At 67.0% G+C, this 19,332-nt stretch carries 15 protein-coding genes; 5 read left to right on the top strand and 10 right to left on the bottom strand.

Annotated elements, in window-relative coordinates:
• Window positions 1-20: 20 nt before the first annotated feature.
• Genes OG474_RS41860 through OG474_RS41870 form a run of 3 tightly spaced genes read right to left on the bottom strand, consistent with a single transcriptional unit; the run spans window position 21 to window position 4,371 of the window.
• A complete protein-coding gene (locus tag OG474_RS41860) occupies window positions 21-2,537 on the bottom strand; it encodes an ATP-binding protein (protein WP_405059227.1) in 2,517 nt (838 codons plus the stop codon).
• On the bottom strand, window positions 2,534-3,946 hold the full coding sequence (locus OG474_RS41865) for a hypothetical protein (RefSeq protein ID WP_405059228.1): 1,413 nt from the start codon (window positions 3,944-3,946) through the stop codon (window positions 2,534-2,536). The genes OG474_RS41860 and OG474_RS41865 overlap by 4 nt, the downstream gene beginning before the upstream one ends.
• Window positions 3,943-4,371 carry a hypothetical protein gene (locus tag OG474_RS41870; protein ID WP_405059229.1) on the bottom strand — a complete coding sequence of 143 codons (429 nt, stop codon included), beginning with the start codon at window positions 4,369-4,371 and terminating at the stop codon, window positions 3,943-3,945. Before OG474_RS41870 ends, OG474_RS41865 begins: the two co-directional genes overlap by 4 nt.
• A gap of 240 nt (window positions 4,372-4,611) precedes the next feature.
• On the opposite strand from OG474_RS41870, the gene OG474_RS41875 reads away from it, so the two are divergent.
• Together OG474_RS41875 and OG474_RS41880 are read left to right on the top strand one after the other, a co-directional pair.
• Entirely contained in the window at window positions 4,612-5,793 is a 1,182-nt protein-coding gene (locus tag OG474_RS41875) for a hypothetical protein (RefSeq protein ID WP_405059230.1), read from the top strand.
• A 576-nt stretch (window positions 5,794-6,369) separates the two neighbouring features.
• Entirely contained in the window at window positions 6,370-7,386 is a 1,017-nt protein-coding gene (locus OG474_RS41880) for a dipeptidase (RefSeq protein ID WP_405059231.1), read from the top strand.
• 9 nt (window positions 7,387-7,395) lie between these two features.
• Here OG474_RS41880 and OG474_RS41885 read toward each other — a convergent pair whose 3' ends face one another.
• From OG474_RS41885 to OG474_RS41900, 4 genes are all read right to left on the bottom strand, one after another.
• A complete protein-coding gene (locus OG474_RS41885; protein WP_405059232.1) occupies window positions 7,396-7,887 on the bottom strand; it encodes an SRPBCC family protein in 492 nt (163 codons plus the stop codon).
• Window positions 7,888-7,901: 14 nt separating this feature from the next.
• On the bottom strand, window positions 7,902-8,549 hold the full coding sequence (locus OG474_RS41890; protein WP_405059233.1) for an SRPBCC domain-containing protein: 648 nt from the start codon (window positions 8,547-8,549) through the stop codon (window positions 7,902-7,904).
• Window positions 8,546-8,899, bottom strand: coding sequence for an ArsR/SmtB family transcription factor (locus tag OG474_RS41895; RefSeq protein WP_405059234.1), 354 nt, complete (start codon window positions 8,897-8,899; stop codon window positions 8,546-8,548). Before OG474_RS41895 ends, OG474_RS41890 begins: the two co-directional genes overlap by 4 nt.
• A 612-nt stretch (window positions 8,900-9,511) precedes the next feature.
• The gene (locus OG474_RS41900) at window positions 9,512-11,194 is read right to left on the bottom strand and encodes a DUF222 domain-containing protein (RefSeq protein ID WP_405059235.1); all 1,683 of its coding nucleotides are present in this window, start codon (window positions 11,192-11,194) and stop codon (window positions 9,512-9,514) included.
• A gap of 1,239 nt (window positions 11,195-12,433) precedes the next feature.
• Between OG474_RS41900 and OG474_RS41905 the strand changes: the two genes are divergently transcribed.
• From OG474_RS41905 to OG474_RS41915, 3 genes are all read left to right on the top strand, one after another.
• Entirely contained in the window at window positions 12,434-13,855 is a 1,422-nt protein-coding gene (locus OG474_RS41905; protein WP_405059236.1) for a PLP-dependent aminotransferase family protein, read from the top strand.
• A 72-nt stretch (window positions 13,856-13,927) separates the two neighbouring features.
• On the top strand, window positions 13,928-14,869 hold the full coding sequence (locus OG474_RS41910; RefSeq protein ID WP_405059237.1) for a cupin domain-containing protein: 942 nt from the start codon (window positions 13,928-13,930) through the stop codon (window positions 14,867-14,869).
• Between the two features lie 109 nt (window positions 14,870-14,978).
• A complete protein-coding gene (locus tag OG474_RS41915) occupies window positions 14,979-15,896 on the top strand; it encodes an NADP-dependent oxidoreductase (protein ID WP_405059238.1) in 918 nt (305 codons plus the stop codon).
• Between the two features lie 40 nt (window positions 15,897-15,936).
• Here OG474_RS41915 and OG474_RS41920 read toward each other — a convergent pair whose 3' ends face one another.
• From OG474_RS41920 to OG474_RS41930, 3 genes are all read right to left on the bottom strand, one after another.
• A complete protein-coding gene (locus tag OG474_RS41920) occupies window positions 15,937-16,683 on the bottom strand; it encodes an SDR family oxidoreductase (RefSeq protein ID WP_405059239.1) in 747 nt (248 codons plus the stop codon).
• Window positions 16,684-16,788: 105 nt separating this feature from the next.
• On the bottom strand, window positions 16,789-18,504 hold the full coding sequence (locus OG474_RS41925; RefSeq protein ID WP_405059240.1) for a transglycosylase domain-containing protein: 1,716 nt from the start codon (window positions 18,502-18,504) through the stop codon (window positions 16,789-16,791).
• 128 nt (window positions 18,505-18,632) lie between these two features.
• Window positions 18,633-19,328, bottom strand: coding sequence for a hypothetical protein (locus OG474_RS41930; protein WP_405059241.1), 696 nt, complete (start codon window positions 19,326-19,328; stop codon window positions 18,633-18,635).
• Window positions 19,329-19,332: the final 4 nt, after the last annotated feature.

Genomic DNA, 19,332 nt, shown 5'->3' on the forward strand with positions numbered 1-19,332 from the left:
TCGTCATCCTCCTTGACAGGTCATCGGCCGGGTCCGTCTCGGCGAATCACTTCTGCCCGAATCGCGTCGTCGACATCCCTGAGATCCGACAAGAAGTCGGGCACCGAACCCTCGTGCCGATCGGCCAGCGCGGTGGCCGCGGCACAGCGCAACAAGTTGGCGTCGCCGGCGCTGTCCGCCAGCGCGAGCACCAGCTTTTCCGGCCGCTTGACCGACATCGGGATGCTGCTCGCGAGCGCCCGCCCATGGTCGAGGTGCCTGCACATCGAACGGCATCCGATACACCACGGCAGGTCCTGGCTGGGAGATTCGCACAACGATGACCCGGCAATAGCAGGGACGGCGCTGTCGAACTCGTCCAACGCAGCTTCGGTCTCGACATCGACGACGACACTCGCCGTTCGCCCTGCGCTGAAGAGCACTGCCTGGCCGGTGTCGAGGCGGGCCAGATCCAGCTGCTGCCGAGAATCGAGCAGCAAGGCGGAGCCGACCGCGACCCGTTCGTCGTAATCGACCAGCCGATGAGTCAGTTGGGAGCCGGTCAGCTTCGAGACTCCGGGGTGCAGGAGAGTCGGTGCCTGGTCGACGATCACAAAGCCTTCGCCGCTGCCACGCAGTTCCGCGATCGCTTCGACGAACAGCCGGACACCTTCGGACTCGGTCGCTGCCCCACCCGCGAGTACTCGGTGCGCCTCTTCCAGCACAGTCACATGGCCGAGACGGCCTCGCACTGGGTTCGCCTCTCGATATGAGATGAGTCCCGCAAGCATCAACGCGAACATCAACGACCGCTCCGTCGGCCCGCTGAAGTCTCGGAACTCGACGACGACCGGCTGCCGCTCCAGCCCGGCCCAATCGATGCCGCCGTCAGGCCCTGCTGTCAGCGCGGCTCCCAGCGGTCCGCGGACCAGGAACTCCAGCCTCCCCAGCAGAGCCGCCCGGAGGTTGGCGCCGTCCGCCCCGGCGAATCTGCTCCGCTCGATCATGTCGCCCAGCTCCGCGTAGAAGGAACGCAGAGTCGGCGTACCGTCGGTGCCTGCACGCTCATACGCCGCGAACAAGCCGCGGGCCAAGGTGATGTACCCCGCCATCCACTGCGCGCTGAGCCCCAGGGCCGAGTCGAACGCCGCCAGGACGCGGCCCGCATGTGCATGAGCCGTACAACCGGGTGGAACAGCGAAGGGGTTGAATGCGACGCTCTGCGGCGAGAGCCGGATGCGCTTTGCCGCACCGCCGAGAGACTCGGTCAACCGCGCGTAGTCGGCCTTTGCCGGATCTAGAACGAGGAATGGAATCCGGTGTTCGGTCCACAGCCTGTAGAGCATGGTCTGCACCGTTGTCGTCTTGCCGAATCCAGGCAGACCGGCCACCAGGAGGTGCTGATTCAGTTCGGTGAGCGTCAGTGCTACCTCGCCACCACCGAGGCCGTGTCCCAGGAACACCTCGGGTTCCGCCCGGCCGACCTCGATCTGCGCTGCGCGCGGCAGAGTGGACACCGGGACACTCGGGAGACCAGGCGAGCCGCCACGAATGGGAACCGGGAGCCGGACGATCGCCGCGGCTTCCCCCGTATCGGTCAGCCGGAGTATCTCGTCCGTGATCGGATCACCGTCGGATCCCCACCAGCGAGCGCTGAGCCGATCGATCAGCTCCGTGGCCAGCAGGAGTTCTTGCTCGGTTCTGGGTTGGACGACCGAGTAGGCCTGCTGCGCAGTAAGCGCGATACCGACTGCCTCTGCCACTCCGGGCTCGATTCGTTGCACGGCTGCGATGAGGACTCGTACCTCCAGGGCTGCTCGGGGCAGATCCCGCAGCCGACGAAGGTACTCGGCGGCGATCTGTCTGCGCATCGGGTTGCCCGCCGGGTCGACATCCGCCGCGATCTCGCGAACGACGGCATCCAGATGGTCCAGCATCTCCACCGACGGTCTTGCGGGTTCCATGTGGAGAACGGCGACAATGGGTGTGGCATGCCTGGACAGAACGCTGGACGCTGATCGGAGCCCTTCCGCCTGCGGCGACCACCGCAGCACGGCCGGCAGTTGGACCTCTGGCTCCAAGGCGGCACCGGGCAACTTGTCGATGTCCTCCCGGCGTCGCCGAATCTCCGCAGTCGCCGCAAGCGGGCCAACGCTCGGATCCACCAGCTGCAGAGCCTGTACCAGTTCCTCGCCATCGAGAGGGATCAGCGACAGCTCTGCCGGCACCGTCGCACGGACCAAGGCAGCGAGCCGGATCGACGCCTCCTCGGTACCGGCCCGTCCGAACACCATCGGGCGAACGGTCCCTGGTTTGCCGTCAGGCGATCCGCTCGAGTACAACCGGATCTGCACCGCGGTACCACCGGGAGCCCCGGTCGCGATCGATTCCGCCAGCGCGTGGTAGCCGAGCATCGATCCCGGCGTCTCGACCTGGTCCCGATCCAGTCCGATGTCGGGGAGCCACGGCACGGTGGCGGCCCAGATCCAGGTGTTGCGGGAAACCTCGACCGGTCGAGGCTGGATGCGGTCCCTGTGATGTGACAGGGACTGCTTCATTGCGGCGCCGCATCGTCGAGTTCGATCGTCACTCCGGCGTACGGCAAGACGTTCTCCAAGGCACCGATCTCAGTACGGTGCGGAGCGGACAGTTCCGACACCAGTCGTCGCGCCAACTGCGCCGGCCCGGTCACCAGCACTCTGAGCTGATCCTGCACAGTGACCTCGGCCCGGACGCCGAGCGACGGATCGGCGTCCGCCGGCCGTACTCGCGCGAACCATCCGGCGACCAACTCCACACTGCTCGAACGCGGCAGGGCAATGACCACGACACTTGTCGCCCGGTAGAACGTCGAGAGTGCCTTGACGAAACGTGGATCCACCAACGGTGTCCCGTTGCTTCCGACCACCACAACCGTGGCAGTGTCACCGATGCCCTTGCCGGCAAGTCCAGCCAGGCTCGCGGTTCGGCCACCGTTCGCGGTCCAGACCCTGCCGAGCCGGGAGTCCATTGTCAGATCCAGTGCAGCGTCATCGTTCGAACCGTCCGCCGTGTCGTCGCCTGCCCCCAACTGGTCGGGCACCACGGATTCTGCCCGGTCGACGTTCTTCTGGCCTGCCGACATCGCTCGTCCCGACGCCACCGAGTTCGACAACCCTGATTCAGCCAGCAGCCTGCGCAGAACACCTGGATCACGTTGGAGCAGACCGCGGTTCTGGGGTTCCATCATCCGAAGCAGGAGTTCGTGCGCCCGGCCCTCTACAACATCGCGGCGCGCAGGATCCAGTAGGAAGTCCACCGGTACTCCGAGTTCGGCTGCCAGGGGCTTGAATCGTTCGTACTGGGCCGACGTGACCGCGAGGTTCTGGTCGACCTCTGCGATCCGCACACTCGTCGTCTGGATCACACGGGTCTGGTCCAGGTAAACCTCCGACCAGCGAGGGCTGCCCTGGACCGTGACACCGGTCAGCATCAGTACGCCGCTACCGAAATGCCGGGGGTATCCACCTGCACCGAGCACCTGGGGAATCGACGCCGATCGCAGTTCCCGGTGGGTCTTGCGGCCGAAGGTGGCCCGCACGTGCTCGTCCAATCCATTCTTGACCTCCAGCAGCAAGGCCTCGCCAAAAGTCTTTCCGTACCGCTCGACGTGAGCACGGAACGCCGAGAACTTGTTGCTCGTGTCGATCTGCACCTGGATCTCGAGGACCAGTTCCTCCACCGCGTATTCCTCGGGGTCAGCGGTCACAATGTCCCGGATCACCTGACGCGCCGTGACCACGGAGGTGTTGATCTGGACGTACTCGACCGTGCCGATCACCGGGGCACGCCAGCCACGCAGGGCACTCTGGCCAGGGGTGACGACTCTGACCGGGCTTCCCTTGTGCAGGATGACGAGCAACGATCCCCAGTCGGGATTCGTTCGTTTGGTCAGCGGCCGTGGTTCGTCGACGAAGACCGAACTCACCGCACACCCTCCCCGCCATCGTCTCCGGCCTCGGCCGGCTCGCTGGACCCCGCCCAGTCACCGTCTGCCCTACCAGCCCATTCCCCGTCGGACTTCTCGCCCCAACCGCTCTCCGAATCCTCAGCCCAGCCTGAAGCGAGAGCTTCGGACTCCGGCCGGTCGGGCGGATCCGTATGGTCGGCAGCCTCCGGCTCAGGGACCGGACTTGCTCCTGCCGCGGCCTTGCCCGCCTTGATCCCACCGGCCGCCTTGGACAGCGCGTTGTCGGCGTTTTCGATCAGGACAATCGCGCTGTCCTTTATCGGGTCAGCGACATCCGCGGCCGCAATGGTCGCCTGGGCGCCGGTAGCAGCTGAACTGACGGCAGTCGCCGCCCCGATCACTATCTCGGCCGCCAGATCCTTGACGTTCTTTCCATCCCCCATCGAGCAACACTCCCCCACCCCATGCCCGCAACCTTGGTCACGGACTGTCATTCCCCGCCCTCACTGTCGACCATCAGGCCAGCGTTGGCAAGACCGGGCCAGGGCGGCTTGCGGGGCGGTTCCGACCCTTGGGGCCGATACGGTCTCGCTATGGTTGTGCGTCGACGGGCTGTGTTGCTGGGGGCTGTTTCTGTTCCACTTCTTGCGGCGTGCGGGGCGGGCCCGGGTGAGGGCGCGGCGATGCTGAAGCTGGCGAAGGCTTGGCAGGAGCCGCTGGTTACACCGGGCGAGGCGCTGCCTGGGCGGGCGCGGATCTTTGGTGACTCGGTGGTGGTCGCCGATGGGACCGGGACGGGGAAGGTTCGGCTGGTCTGTTTTGGCGCTGCTGATGGCGTGCGGCGGTGGACGCTCGACGGGAGCAAGGCCGTCGAGCTGCCGGGAGTCGGTAGCGGTTGGTTGTCGATCGTTGGCCCGGCGCAGTACTTCTCGCCGATCACCATCCAGAACCCGGGCGTCCGGGTCGCCGGCAATGTCATTCCGATCCCGTACGCGACCGCACCGAAAGGCGTCACGACCAGCGGAGTCATCGGAGTGGACGCCACTACGGGCGAGCCGGCCTGGACGTTCGCCGCGACGCCCTCCCCCACCGCGGACCGGACGATGGTGACGGCCGTCGCCAACTCCGTCGTACTCGCGACCGTCAGCGCACCTTATGGACCGCACTTTCCGGCCACGTCCCCGACCACGATCGCCGTCGACGCCAAGACCGGCACCGAGCTCTGGCGGGAGACCGGCCTCACCGGGCTGTCGGGCGACGGTGACTCGGTTGTCGTTGCCCACCGTACGGCGAACTCCGCGACCTGGCTGCCCGAAGTCAGGGACGCGCGGAGCGGGAAGGTTCGCTGGGCCGGCACCAAGGCGATGGGCGGCCCGTACGAGCATTCAGGGACAGCCGCCGACTTCGTTCTGCTCAACCCAGGCAGCCGGCAGATGGAACTCGTCCGGCTGTCCACCGGCGAGCAACTCGACGTACCGGAAACGACGGTCAGGCCGCACCTTCTTGGGACCGAACCGCCGTTGCTGGTTTGGGACAGCGGCATGTCGTGGTGGGCCAAAGGCCCGAACGGATTCGTCACCCAGACACTCCCCAAGGGACGAGCGGCAAAGGGCAAATCCCGTCCCGGCACCCTCACGTTCCGGCCTGCGCTGGGCATCGGGCCGTATCTGTGGGGCGAGCTCCAGACCAAGCAGGGAACCAAGAAGGAGGACGTGCAGTTCAGCGGAACGGTCGCTGTGGACCGGACCGGCGCGCTCTGCTCATTTCCTATGCAAGACGGAGCGGCCATCGCCGACGTCTCCCACGATTGGCTGGTGCTCGGCCTGAAGGACCACCTCGCCGTACACCGGATCAGCCCGGCCTGAGCGGCCCACTGGTTAGGTGGCTGGTCTGCTTCTTGGCATGGGCCAGCGCCAAGTGACTTGGCGGGTGGCTCTGTGGGCTCTGGAGCTTCGGTCGGGCGGTGGGCCGGAGCCTAGGCGTGGGAGGGTCAGGAGGGTGTCGACTGTCTCGTCGTCGGGGTTGCTGGTGATGTAACGCTGCAGGACCGAGCCGACGGCGCGGATGCGTGGACCGCGCGTGGCGTCGGGCTTGCTGACGTAGGCGATGCCGGCGTTGTGGTCGAGCCATCGGATGAGGTCCTCGATGGAGCTGTCTTCCAACCCACCGTGAGGGTCCCGCCACTGAACGCGAGCGATACCGCGCAGGTCATCGCGGTCCTGCGACATAGCTATCGCAGTAACCGTCACCGCTGGGTAGCTTGCAAGGCTCATCGACCGATACGCGCTTCCTGGTATACCAACGCTCGCATCGTGACACTCGCCCCCACCGCGCCGAAAGGGCCCGCCCACCCATTGGACTGAGTGTCCACGTCACCAGCCGCGAAGTGCGGCCAAGGAGCTCCTAAGCTTCATGCGTACCTGCTACGGAAGAAGCTGAGGATGACTATGTCTCTGCACCAGGACGCCGTGGTGGTGGACTGCCACAACGACCTCATCCTGCTGGTCGACCACTTCGACCAGCGAGATCAGCCCGGCCACTTCCGGGAGTTCTGGCTCCCCGAACTGCGGGCCGGCGGGGTCGACGTACAGATCCTGCCGATCTGCCTCGAACCGGCCTTCCAGTCCGAGGGCGGTCTGCGCCGTACGCTGCTGCTCATCGAGCGCATCCACCGCCTCGCCGCCGAGCACAACAATGACGTCGCGGTATGCGTCACCGGTGCCGAGATCGACGCGACAGTTGCCGCAGGCAAGATCGCTTTCGTCATCGCGCTCGAAGGAGCGCACGGGATCGGGCAGGATGTCGCGCTCATCCGCACCCTGCACCGAGTGGGCGTCCGGGTCGTGTCCATGGCCCACTTCGGCCGCACCTTCCTCGCCGACGGCAGTGGTCTCGACACGACGTCGCGGAGCCGCCTGACACCGGAGGGCATCGAGACACTGCGCGAGATGGAAGCCCTGGGCATCGTCTTCGACATCAGCCACCTCGGCAGCGGCGGCGTCGACCACGTGCTCGAACTCGCCACCCGGCCGTTCCTCGCGACCCACTCGGCCTGCCTCGGCATCACCGACATCCACCGCAACCTCCACGACGACCACATCCGGCAGATCGCGAAGCTCGGCGGCGTCATCGGGGTGGCCGCGGCGATCCCGTTCTTCATCGACGCCCAGCACCCCACCGCCGACCGCGTCGTCGACCACATCGAGCGGATCGTCGACGTCGCGGGCATCGACCATGTCGGGCTCGGCCCAGACTTCGTCGACGACTACTACCAGCAGGTCTACGGCGGCTGGATCCTGCCACCAGGCTTCGCAGCCACCACCGCTCACGCCGAGGTCTCCCGTCCGTCCGACCTGCCGCGGATCACCAAAGCCCTGGTACGGCGTGGGTTCGCCGAACCCGACATCCGCAAGATCCTGGGCGCGAACGTGCTGCGAGTCCTTCGGGAGGTCATGTAGCCGAGCGACTCAAGGCTTCGCCGTGCGGACGTCCTTGCCCTGCTCGGCGAACGCCTTGAAGTCCTCCATGTGCTGCTGGGACTGCTTGCGGAAGACGCCAGGCATGAGCAGGCCCACCAGCCGCATCAGCAGATTGCTGAACCGGTATTCGCTGTCCTGCACCCAGAGCGTCGTCTCCGGGGTGGCCTCGGTCAGCCGATCACGGACGTCGCTCCACATGCCCTGGCCGACGAGCTCACGGTCGAAGTGAACGACGGTCTCGCGCGGGATCCCGTGCAGGTCGGCCGGCTCCCGGCGGGTGATCGTTTCGGTGCCTTCGAAGGTTTGATTCCCGGACTGCATCACGACCCGCGACTTGGTACCGACCTGTCCGTGCATCCCACTCAGGGGCTCGTGGAGGACCATGCCGCGCAACCACATCGGCAGGTTGGCCGGGTCGGCGAGCAGTTGGACCACCCTCTCCCGCGGCAGGGCGATCTCGATCGAGTTGGTGGTCTTCATCGCCTGCGTTCCTTCTAGGTGGTTGGGTCGGGTGCGTAGAACTTGGTAGTCGCCTCGACTGCGGCCGCGACGTGTTCCGGTTCACCACCGGCAGCCAGGTGAGCCTCGCCCCAGGCCGCAGCGCTGCGCCGAATGAACTCGCGCCCCTCGGGCGTCTTGTGGATCTCGTCGTGGTCGGCGGTCTCACCATCGGCCAACAGCTCGGCCAGGGCCAGGAGAGCCAGGTCCCAGCCAACGCCGCCTGCACCGGGGCCGTAGGTCGGGAAGAGAGGCTCCTCGACGAACGCTGCGTGGATCAGCTCGAATTCGGTGTCGCCGGTCGGACCCGGGGCCAGGCGGACTTCCACCTCGCTCGTGCCGGGCCACGCATCAGCGTCCCGCCCGTAGAGCCAGGACACCTTCAGCAGCCGCGGCGGATCGCATCGGAGGATCTCGCCGTACTCACCGCTGTCCAGCTCGAACTTGCCGCCGAGCCGCAGGTCCCCGGTGACCGCTTTCAACCAGCGCTGCAGCCGCTCGGGGTTGGTGAGGGCATCCCAGACGTCGTCGACTTGCGCTCGATATCGCCGCCGGACCTCGACGGTATACGCGTCGCCGGCAGGCACGCTGCCCTTGCCCAGTGCACGACGCGCGGCAGCCAGCTCGTCCAACACATCCTTCATGCCTGGTCCCCTTCTTTGACGGATTGGTCTTGCGCACGCCTGCCCCGAGCCAGCTCGGTCTCCAGAGCGTCGAGGCGCTGCTCCCAGAACCGCCGAAACCGATCCAGCCACGCATCAACCTCCCGCAGCGGAGCCGGTACGACGGCGTACAACCGCCGAGCCCCCTCAGCCCGAACCGACGCGAACCCGCTGTCCCGCAACACCCGCAAATGCTGTGACACAGCCGGCTGCGAAACTCCGAACTCGGCCCGGATCACCTCCGTGATCGCCCCAGACGTCTGCTCACCGTCGGCCAGCAGCTCCAAAATCCGCCGCCGCCGAGGATCCCCAAGAATGTCGAACGCGTGCATGATCCGAAACTCTACCGGCTCTCACTTATATAAGCCAGTGCTGGCATAGCCGCCTAGTGCGCCTTCGGAGGCGCCGAGATCGACCTGCGCCCCGCCGGCAGCCTGGTGATGCGCTGGGACGAGCACGGCAAGTACCGCAGCTTCGTCAAGAAGGTCAAGCCCGGACGTCGACGCCGCCCCCGGAAACGCCAACCTGGTCGAGTTCACCCTCACCCCGGACGGCGAGGGCACTCGCCTGCGCATCATCGAGAGCGGCTTCGACCACCTCGACCTCCCCCAGGACAAACGCGCCAGCACGCCGAAGACGCCGTCCAGGGCTGGGGCGGCGGCCTGACCGCACTTGCCGAGCTGACCCAGCACCTGTAACGACCGCTGACCGACACCTCCCGATGGATTGACCAGCATCGGCCACTGGGACCTCCGCCTAACCGATGCCGGGACGCCATCCCGGCCCAGTGCTCCGCACGACCAGCCGCAAGGCTGTGACTACCGGTTCGGAATCGTGTGGGCACATGGCTGATCCGGCGCTGTGGTTGGTGATCCACGAGCGCCGGCTGCCGTTTCGAGTCGGGTGGTGGCGGTCGGGGCCGCGAGCCACCAGCAGTCGTCGGCCTACGGTCCGGCTGCTGGGGCGTCGTCGGTTGCCCAGGGGTCGGTGTAGCCGGGTGTCGAGATGAGATAGGCGCGGAAGGCTTCGCGCTCCGCGATGAGTGCGGAGCTGGGCTGGGTACTGGCTGCGGGGAGCCGGGTCGGCTGTTCGTACATCGGGCCAGTCCCGGCATCGCCCCAGCTGAAACGAGCCCCGCTGACCTCGCCCACGCCGACACGAGCCACGCGCTCATCGCCCGCACTGGCCCTCGCCTCGTCGGCATGAACCTCGCTGTCACCGCCAACGCCCGGACCTGCCCTGCCGCTACTGGTCCTGCCTGCACTGGTCCTACCGTCACTGTCCTCACCGGCGTGGGTGTTGGTCGCGGTGCTGTCGGCGTCGGCAGCACCGTACGGCGACCGCCCGCGGAACGCGTCGGTGTCGGTGTTGGTGTTGCGGGCAGGGGTGACCCACGCAGCCATGGCAGCAAGCGCGACAGGATCTGGCGGTGGCGGATCCGCCCAGGACGGCCGACCGACGTGGACGACACCGCCAGTGATGGTGATGGTCCATTGGTTCTTATGAACCGCCCGGTGGTGCGCAGAACACACCAGGGCGAGATTCTGCAGGCTGGTCGGTCCGCCGTCGACCCAATGGATCACGTGATGGGCATGACACATCCACGGCGGCGCCTTACACACCACACAGCCCTTGTCCCGTTTGTTCAAAGCCCGCCGGATGTAGCGGTTCACGAACCGTTGCTCGGTGCCGACATCCAGCGGCTGCGAATCCCCACCCAGCACGATCGGAAGGATCGCAGCATCACAGGCGAGCAGCCGGACGGCACCGGCGGACAGGTTCCCGCCGAACACCAACTCACCCGATCCACCGGCCGCACCGTTGAAGGCTTCCGGGACGTTCGCGAGGGCGTTCTTGAGGTCGTCGAAGTCGATCGTGACGGTCAGATGCGGAACGCCGGGGTAGTCGGGGTTGCCTGCCGCAGCATCCGAGATCCCGATCAACGCATCAGCTTGGCGCTGTTCCAGGGTCCGCGGGTCACGTTCACCGTCGACCGTCTTGTGGGGCTTGGCAAGGCTGTGGATCTGGGTCTTGACTTGTTCGCCCATGGCGCCGGGCAGGAACCCGGTGATCTTCACCCCGCCGTCGACGTCTCGTAGCCGTAGTGAGCGTTGCTTGTGGGCTTCGTCTTCGGCGGGTTCGGGGCCGTCGGTGTCGAGGCGGGCGAGGACGTCGCGGCCGAACTTGATGAGTTCGCGGGTGTTGGTGTGCTCGGCTGCCCGGATCATTTGGCGTTCGGCGACGTCCAGGACCTCGACCGGGACCGTGGCGGGTGCTTTCTCCAGCGTGGACACGATGACCTTCGCCTGGTCCGGGTTCAGGGTCGCTGGTTCTGTGGGGTCCTGAGGGTCGGGTAGTGCGTCGGCTACGGCGGAGTATTTGGGGAGGTTCTTGGCGAAGGTGAGGTCTTTGCGGACGTCGGCGGGGACGAGCCGGTAGCGCTGCGAGACGAGTTCGGTGGTGTCGCGGGCGCCGAGTTCTTGGGCGGTGCCCATTTCGTCGAGGCGGCCCATGGTTTGCAGTTTCAGGGTTTCGACCAGGGCGGCGGTGGCCATCAGGGTGTCGAGAGTCGACAGCAGTTCGCTGCCGCTCTGCGTGTACACCGGTGGCATCGCCAAGATCTCCATACCCCAAAGCATAGACATGCCCACCGACAGTTTTCGAGCCCAGAACCCCTTATTTGCAAAGGATGTGTGGGCTGTTTGGTGTGGGCTGGTGTCCACAAAACAGCCCACACCCGACCGCAGCCCAATCAGGCCGCGGTGGTCGTGTCAGGCAGGCCGGGCCGAAGACCACGCCAGATCCGACGCCGCGACTAGTGCGTGTTTGTGGGGATCTGCTGCCGCTGGGAGGCAGCAGATCCCCACAAAGAGAGCTGTACCCCCGATTCGCGCCGCACCGGACAGGCCGGACACGTACGCGACGGCTGGTCGCCGCGGCGGCCGATCTACTGAAGCGCTAAGCGGGCGCCGTCTATGGCTGAAGGGGATGGCGAGGCCGGTGATCGCGTGCCCGTCGTCTGAGCTTCCGGGCTATGGCTGGGCTAGGCAGGGTTGCGGTAGTCGGTAAGTCTGGTCGCTATGTGAGAAAAAATTCGGCTACCAAAGCAGGCGACCAAGCTGCCAACCACCGCGGCGGATCAGCTACCCAGCCTCCTCATCGCCGGCCCCAACCACAGCCCGTCAGCCACAGGCAACGGGGAACCCCGGTCACCGACCGCACCATCCCCCTCAGCCGAAGACCACCCAAGCCACCCGTCTCAGTAGAACCGGCCGCAGCGGCGACCAGCCACCGCCCACCGCACCGGCCGAATGTGAGCGGCCGGACGGGACGAGCACCTTCGGGAAGGAGGAGTTCCTGCCCAGCCGAAGACCCCAACCCACCACAACCCGATCACCTGCCGCGATACCGCCTCCCAAACCGGTCCGACGAGCACCCGGCCCACCCGCATCCTCCCAAACCAGCTCGGGGAGGAGCAGTCACGAAATCCCAACATGCACCGGTCCCTGCAATCCACCGGTTAGCACGTCACGCCGCGGCCTCCATCGGCACGGACAACCGAGACAACGCCTCGTGGGCCCAGTCCACCTCTCGCGGACCGCCAGCACTGACCAATCTGCGCGGTGCCCACCTCGCCACGCTCGACCGCCGCCCCAAAGCCTTCGCTGGAGTGCGTTGGTCAGTGGCGCAGGTCCGCCGCGTTCGACTGCCGGCTGCCTTTGGCGGTTCGACCGGGGCGCCGACCGAAAGGACTGCCGGCCTCGCCGTCCGGTCAGCCATCCACCTGGCTCGCCCGACGGTTTCAGTCGGCCGCCTTCGGCAGTCCAGCCCCCGTTGAGCAAGGTCGGCCCGTATCGTGGTTCGACGTGAGTGAGCCGATGGTCCGTGGTAGCCGCGCTTCGGGTCTTGACCTGCATCTGGGGCCTGTCGGTGAGGCTGGGCGCAATGTGCGTGCGAGTCTGATGGACGCTTTTCGGGAGGCTATTCGTACCGGGCGGTTGGCGCCGGGGACGCGGTTGCCGCCTAGCCGGTTGTTGGCGATCGACCTTGGGCTTGGGCGTAGCACGGTGGTACGGGTCTACTCGGAGCTGATCAATGAGGGCTGGCTGACGGCCTTGCATGGCTCGGGGACCGAGGTGTCGCGGCGGTCGGCGGAGCTGATGGGGAGAAGGGGTCGGCCGCGGGTTCCTGCGGCCCGGCCGCGGCTGCTGCACGATCTGCGGCCTGGGTATCCCGATCTTTCGTCGTTCCCTCGCGACGAGTGGATTCGTGCGGTGAAGCGCACGGTGTCCAACGCGCCGTTCGAGGCGTTTGGGTACATCGATCCGCATGGGCGGAGCGAGCTGCGTGAGGTTGTGGCCCGCTACCTCGCTCGGGCCAGGGGTTTGCAGACGCACGCGGACAATGTGGTGGTCTGCAGTGGAGCAGCGGAGGGTCTGCGGCTCGTCGCCGCGGTGCTCGCGAACGCTGGGGTCACCAAGGTGGCGATCGAGGAGTTCTGCCTGCATACGCAGCGTCCGGCGTTGCTGAAGGCCGGCATCGAACCCGTCCTGCTTCCGGTCGACGCGGACGGCGCGGATCTGTCCGCCCTGGACGAGATCCCCGATCTGGGCGCGGTGCTGCTCACGCCGTCGCACCAGTTCCCGTTGGGGGTGGCGCTGCAGTCCGACCGGCGGGCGGCGGTGGTGGACTGGGCGCGTCGGCGGGGCACGCTGATCATCGAGGATGACTACGACGGCGAGTTCCGGTACGACCGGTCACCGGTCGGCGCGTTGCAGGGGCTGGACCACGATCGCGTGCTGTACCTCGGCACTGCGAGCAAGTCGCTGGCTCCTGGCCTGCGCCTGGGCTGGCTCGTCGTACCGGACCGCCTGGTTGGCTCGATCGTGGCGGAGAAGGGATGGGCCGAGGACTCGGTCGGATTCGTCAACCAACTGGCGATGACCGACTTCATCGAGTCGGGCTCCTACGACCGGCACATCCGAGCGATGCGTGCGCAGTACCGCCGCCGTCGCCAGCAGTTGATCGAGGCAATCAACCGGACCTGCCCCACGACGCGCGTGACCGGGATGGCCGCCGGGCTCCACATCATCCTCGAACAGCCCGGTCGAAGCGGCGCCGAGCTGGTACGTCGTGCCGCCCGCGAGCAGCTCGCGATCGAGCCGCTCGAAATGTTCCGCAACCCTGGATCCACCTCGGACCGTGACGGCGTGGCCGTGGGCTTCGCCGCGCCTTCCGCCAGCGGCTGGTCCGGGGCGCTCGACGCCCTGATACGCACCCTTCAGTAGCCGGATTGGTTCCCGTTCACGGGCCCCAACTGGGCCCAGGTTCGGCGTCAACAGCTGGCTAGCCTCGGAATCATGTTGACTACCGAAGACCTGAAGGCCGTCACGCAGAACCAGCGTGTCTGGTCGGTCGCGACTGTGTTCGCCCGCCTCGCCTTGGCAGCGGGCTTCCTCTCCGCCGTTGCCGATCGGTTCGGCATCTGGGGTCCGCCGAACACGGGGGTCGTTGGCTGGGGCAACTTTGCCGCGTACGTCGCGTACACGCACTCCCTCTCGCCCTACGTGCCGAGCGGGCTCCACGACGCCGCCGCGTGGACCGCGACCGCCGCGGAATCCGTGCTGGGCCTGGCGTTGCTGACCGGCGTTCTCGTCCGCTGGTCGGCTTGGGCCGCCACCGGCCTACTGCTCGGATTCGGCACCTCCATGGGCCTGTTCCTCGGCTGGGAGGCACCGCTGAGCGCCTCGGTGTTCGCTGCCGCATCCGCCGCTCTGCTGCTGGCTCTCGCGCCCGTGGATACGTTTGCCCTGAGCATCGACCAGGTCTTCGAACGGATGCGGTCCGTCGGATCGCGCCACACCCGTCGGATCGGAGCCGTCCTGGTCGTTGCCACGCTCGCCAGCGCGACAGCATGTGGCGCCGGCAACGCGACCGTCCCCGTCGCAGCCCCGACGACCGCGCCCGCACCGCCCGCCGTGAATGTCCTTCTCCAGCAGGCCATGCCCAACGCCAAGGGCAAAACGTTTACCTCGCAGATCGTCGACTTCCCACCGGGTGCAGCCGCACCGGCCCATCGGCACGGGCAGGCTTTCGTCTACGCCTACGTCCTGCAAGGGACGGTGCGAAGCCAGGTCGACGCCAACCCGGCGACGACGTACAAGCAAGGCGAGAACTGGTTCGAGGATCCAGGTGCCCACCATGTCGTGGCTGCCAACGCCAGCAAGACCGATCCGGCCAAGCTGCTGGTCGTCTACGTCTCCACAACCGGCGATTCGCTGCAGATCAACGATCCGCACTGATTGGTTCCTGTTCGGGGCGCTGAAGTGGACCCAGATTCGAGGGTGCGGGCGGGTTAGCGTTCAAGCGCCCGGACTACAGCGTTCAGGGCTGGATACAGGAAGGTGCAGGATGAAGGCGATCGTGGTGTCGGATCAGGCCGCGGGTGCGGCCGGGATGAAGCTGGCGGAACATCCGCTGCCGGAAGCGGCGGGGAACGATGTGCTGGTCGAGGTTCACGCCTCGGGGTTCACAACGGGCGAGCTGGACTGGGACACGACGTGGACCGATCGGCTGGGTCGTGACCGGACGCCGTCGGTTCCCGGGCACGAGGTCGCGGGCGTGGTCTCCGCTCTCGGCTACGGCACCAGAGGATTGTCGGTGGGCCAGCGCGTCTTCGGCCTCGCGGACTGGACTCGTGACGGAACACTGGCGGAGTACGTCGCGATCGAGGCGCGCAACCTCGCTCCGTTGCCGGGGGACGTCGACTTCACGGTGGGAGCGAGTCTTCCGATCTCGGGTTTGACCGCCTGGCAGGGTTTGTTCGTGCACGGCCGCCTTCAGGTGGGGCAAACCGTGCTGGTTCATGGAGCCGCGGGCGGTGTCGGCTCGATGGTGACGCAGCTCGCCCGCGATGCGGGTGCGTATGTGATCGGCACCGGGCGCGCCGGTGATCGGGAGACCGCGCTGGAGCTGGGCGCGCACGAGTTCGTCGATCCGCAGCAGGACTCGCTCACCGACATCGGCGGAGTCGACCTGGTGTTCGACATCTTCGGCGGGGACATGCAGAAGCAGTCCGTGGGTCTGATCCGCGCGGGCGGAACGCTGGTGACCATCGCCGGGCCGCCAGAGACCCGGCCGGATGACGGGCTGACGATCGACTTCGTGGTCGAGGCCGACCGTCTGCAGCTCAGCGAGCTCGCCGAGCGGGTGCGGCACGGGCGACTGCGCACAGTCATTGGGAACGTCGCGTCCCTCGACGACGCCGTTGCTGCCTTCAACCCGGTTGATCGGGTCAAGGGCAAGACCATCATCCGAGTCCGCGGATAGCCCCTGGCGGGCGGCTCGCCACAGCGAGCCGCCCGCGAGGTCAGACGGCCAGCCCGGCGCCCCCGGCCACCAAGATCTCTTGCCCGGTGACGTACGCCGCATCGTCCGAGGCCAGGTAGGCAACGGTTCTGGCGATGTCTTCAGTTTCAGCGAGCCGGCCGAACGGGTTCTTCGCCGCGATGGCCGCCATCGCCGCCGCTGCATCGGAAGAGGTCCGCCCCAGCGAGGCCCGCGTCATCGGGGTGTCGGTGAACCCGGGGCTGACCGCATTGATCCGAATCCCGCGCGGGGCGAGCTCGAGGGCGAGCGTCGGGATCATGCCCAGGAAGGCGCCGTGCGACCCGGCGGTGACGCTGTTGCCGGTCAGGCTGCGCGTCGCGCCGATCCCCACCGTGACGATGACCGCGGCTCCGTCGGACAACAGCGGCAGCGCCTTGGCCAGTGTGTAGAACTGCCCCTTGGTGTTGACGGCGAACACCTCGTCATAGGCAGCTTCGTCGAAAGTCTCCAGGGTCATCGGACGACTGACGCCCGCGTTCAGGAACAGCGTCGTCAAACTCCCGAATCGTTGCCCGACCTCGGAAACGGCCTCGTCGATGGCAGCGAGCCGGCGTACGTCCGACTGCAGAACCAGCACCTCGTCGGGCAGCTCCGCGCGCGCCCGAGCAACACTCTCCGCACCTTGTCCGGTGACAGCGACGCGGTATCCGCGCGCATGCAGAAGCTCGGCGGTCGCCTTCCCGATCCCACTCGTGCCGCCGGTGATCAGGGCTGTACGTGCCGACATGGCAATCACTCCATTTGGTCTTTCCCGTTGCTGACCGCTGGACGCTAACCCGCATTTGGCCGCCAATCTGAGCCCACTTGATGCCCAGCAACGGGAACCAATCGGCTAACGCTTGGCAGGTACGGTCCAGAGGCCGGGCGGTAATGCTGAGCCACCCTCTTTGCCGGCGCGATAGACCACGGCGGTCGACAGGTCGGGGCTGTAGTCGAGCTGCCAGGAAGCGAGGGGTTGTTGGCCTCTGTGGTCACGGCAGCGGCATTTGCGATTGGCCTGACGCTTCTCGATGCTCAGGCCGTTCACGGTCGTCGCCTTACTGCCGCCCACGATCTTGCCGGTCAGCTGAGCAACCTCAGCTGGGTAGACCTGCACCGGCTCCAGCCCCTTCTGCTTGGCCGCCGACCACAGCAGCTTGCCTCGGGCGTCCCGAACCTCCTTGATCACATGCGGCACCACCTTGCGCCCACTGGCGGCAAAGACGCCGTACGCCGATGCCAGGTCGAGCGGCGAGGCCAATGCGTCCGGGCCGAGTCCGGGAGCCGCCCGATCAGCCTTGGGGATGCGCGGAATGCCGGCCGCCTCGGCAGCGGAGGCGATGAGCGGGCCGCGCTTGGAGTCGACCAGCTGGAAGAACGCCCGGTTCAACGAGGACTCCGACTCCGGGGCATCGAAGGGAGCGGTTCGATCGGTGAGAGCAGCCGGAATTGCAAACGGACGCAGGAGCGCACCTGGAGGCGCCTTCGTGGTGGCCCAGTTCTGCTGGCTCTTCAGGAAGTCGGTACCGCCCACGAGCGCCGCGACCTCGCCGGTGCCGGGCCGCACCGACGCCAGCCCGATCTGCAATCCTGGGAGCCGCACGTCGCGCACCGCCTTGGCCTGCAACTGGTAGTCAAACGTGGTGATCACGCGCAGCCCACCGCCGCTGAGCCGATCGCCTTCGAACCCGTACTCCGCCAGTTCTCGGCGGGTCAGATCGAGCAGGAACCCGGTCGGACCGGCGTACCGATTGCCTTTGGGCTTCTTGTGCAGGGCGGGCACGGCCTTCCGGTACTGCGCGAGCTCGGTCGAGGTGATCGTCGCCATCTCGGCCATGCCGTTGAGCACGTACCGATAGCGGCCGAGGATCCGTTTCGCCGCAGTGGGATCGTCGGAGTCGAAGCGCGTCGGGTTGTTGAGCACGGTCGCCAGGTACGCGGCCTGCGGAACCGTCAGGTCCTTTGGGTGGTCGACGCCGAAATACACCTGGCCGGCCGCGCGGACGCCGTACGCGCCTTCGCCGAAGTAGATCGTGTTCAGGTAGTTGCCCAGCACCCATTGTTTGTCCCGGGTCCGGCTGATCTTGGTCGCGATGAACAGCTCGTCGAGCTTGCGGGACATCGTGCGTTCCTGGTTCAGGTACATCACCTTCACGTACTGCTGGGTGATCGTCGAGCCGCCCTGCAGCTGCTTGCCGCGCGCGATCGCGAACGCCGCCCGGCCCATCCCGGGGAACGAGACACCGGGGTTGGTCCAGAAGCTCCGGTCCTCGGCCGCGATCACCGCGTCCTGCACGTGCTTCGGGATCTGCTCCAACGGGACCGACTTGCGGTTCTGCTGGAAGAACGAGCCCATCTGGGTCTTGCCGTCGGAGTACATGACGACCGTCGTGTTCGCCTCGAACTTCTCGTTCGAGTCCGGTACGCCGGTCCGCGCGTACCCGACGAAGAACGCCACCACCACGCCGATCACCAGCACGAAGAACAGCCCGAGCAGGGACCCGGCGATCCGGACCGTCCAACGGCGCCAACGGCTGTTCCGGCCGGTCCGAACGGCAAGGCGACGCATCATGATCCTCCGGGGCGGGGCGAACACCGACGCACTGGAGGACTCGCCGGGACCCGATCCGGACTACATGAATCCGGGGATTCCTCCGGAAGGAGGAGCGGGTTCGTCCTTCCGGACGAAAAGCTCGATCATGGCCGGCGCGGGACGATGTCAGTGCGCCCCTGCCAGGAGCCGTGCTCCGACAACGGCCGGAAGCGCAGCGTGGCGAACTCGTGGTGGAAGTCCCGGCGGCGGCGTTCGACCATCGCGGTAGCGTGACGGTCGGGCTCCGCGACGGTGCTGTGGCCGTGCACCATCTCTTCCATCTCCTGCACAGACCGCCAGATCGAGAACGTCGAGATCGTCCGCGGCGGGCGCATCGCGGCCAGCGCCAGAGTGGTGCCCGGATGATCGCGAACCAGGCGTTCCACCGGCTTGCCCCACTTGAGGAATCTCGGCACCTCGAGCAGCCGCATCCGGGCCAGCGTGACCGCTACGACGGGTTCGGCCTGGTCCCACTCCCCCGCTCGCGCCGGAAGGTCGGGCAGCGCCGCGAGCTTCGACCAGCGGCGCAGGAACTCCAGCCGGACATGCCAGTTCGCCGCCAGCTCCCTGCCGAGCGGGTGCTCCGCCAGGAAGGCCTCGATCGCGGCCTCATCCTCCCAGCGCGCGAACATCGCCATCCGGCGCAGCTGCATCCGGTCCGGCGAGACGGTCGGAGCTCCCAGCCGCATCAGCGCCAGACACTCGGCGTACCGCAATCCCGGCGCGGCAGGCGCCTTCCACAAGGCGCCTGCCGTCGTCGCCGGCCGGAGCTCCGCGAGGTGGAACGTGAAGATCGTCATCGTG

The organism is Kribbella sp. NBC_01505, assembly GCF_045040285.1.
GTDB lineage: Bacteria > Actinomycetota > Actinomycetes > Propionibacteriales > Kribbellaceae > Kribbella.

Excerpts from the sequence above, each read along its gene's own strand:
- OG474_RS41885 (WP_405059232.1), bottom strand. The coding sequence starts at position 7,887 with ATGAAGACCACCAACTCGATCGAGATCGCCCTGCCGCGGGAGAGGGTG.
- OG474_RS41875 (WP_405059230.1), top strand. The coding sequence starts at position 4,612 with ATGCTGAAGCTGGCGAAGGCTTGGCAGGAGCCGCTGGTTACACCGGGC.
- OG474_RS41860 (WP_405059227.1), bottom strand. The coding sequence starts at position 2,537 with ATGAAGCAGTCCCTGTCACATCACAGGGACCGCATCCAGCCTCGACCG.
- OG474_RS41890 (WP_405059233.1), bottom strand. The coding sequence starts at position 8,549 with ATGAAGGATGTGTTGGACGAGCTGGCTGCCGCGCGTCGTGCACTGGGC.
- OG474_RS41930 (WP_405059241.1), bottom strand. The coding sequence starts at position 19,328 with ATGACGATCTTCACGTTCCACCTCGCGGAGCTCCGGCCGGCGACGACG.
- OG474_RS41895 (WP_405059234.1), bottom strand. The coding sequence starts at position 8,899 with ATGCACGCGTTCGACATTCTTGGGGATCCTCGGCGGCGGCGGATTTTG.
- OG474_RS41925 (WP_405059240.1), bottom strand. The coding sequence starts at position 18,504 with ATGCGTCGCCTTGCCGTTCGGACCGGCCGGAACAGCCGTTGGCGCCGT.
- OG474_RS41915 (WP_405059238.1), top strand. The coding sequence starts at position 14,979 with ATGAAGGCGATCGTGGTGTCGGATCAGGCCGCGGGTGCGGCCGGGATG.
- OG474_RS41900 (WP_405059235.1), bottom strand. The coding sequence starts at position 11,194 with ATGGAGATCTTGGCGATGCCACCGGTGTACACGCAGAGCGGCAGCGAA.
- OG474_RS41870 (WP_405059229.1), bottom strand. The coding sequence starts at position 4,371 with ATGGGGGATGGAAAGAACGTCAAGGATCTGGCGGCCGAGATAGTGATC.
- OG474_RS41880 (WP_405059231.1), top strand. The coding sequence starts at position 6,370 with ATGACTATGTCTCTGCACCAGGACGCCGTGGTGGTGGACTGCCACAAC.
- OG474_RS41920 (WP_405059239.1), bottom strand. The coding sequence starts at position 16,683 with ATGTCGGCACGTACAGCCCTGATCACCGGCGGCACGAGTGGGATCGGG.
- OG474_RS41910 (WP_405059237.1), top strand. The coding sequence starts at position 13,928 with ATGTTGACTACCGAAGACCTGAAGGCCGTCACGCAGAACCAGCGTGTC.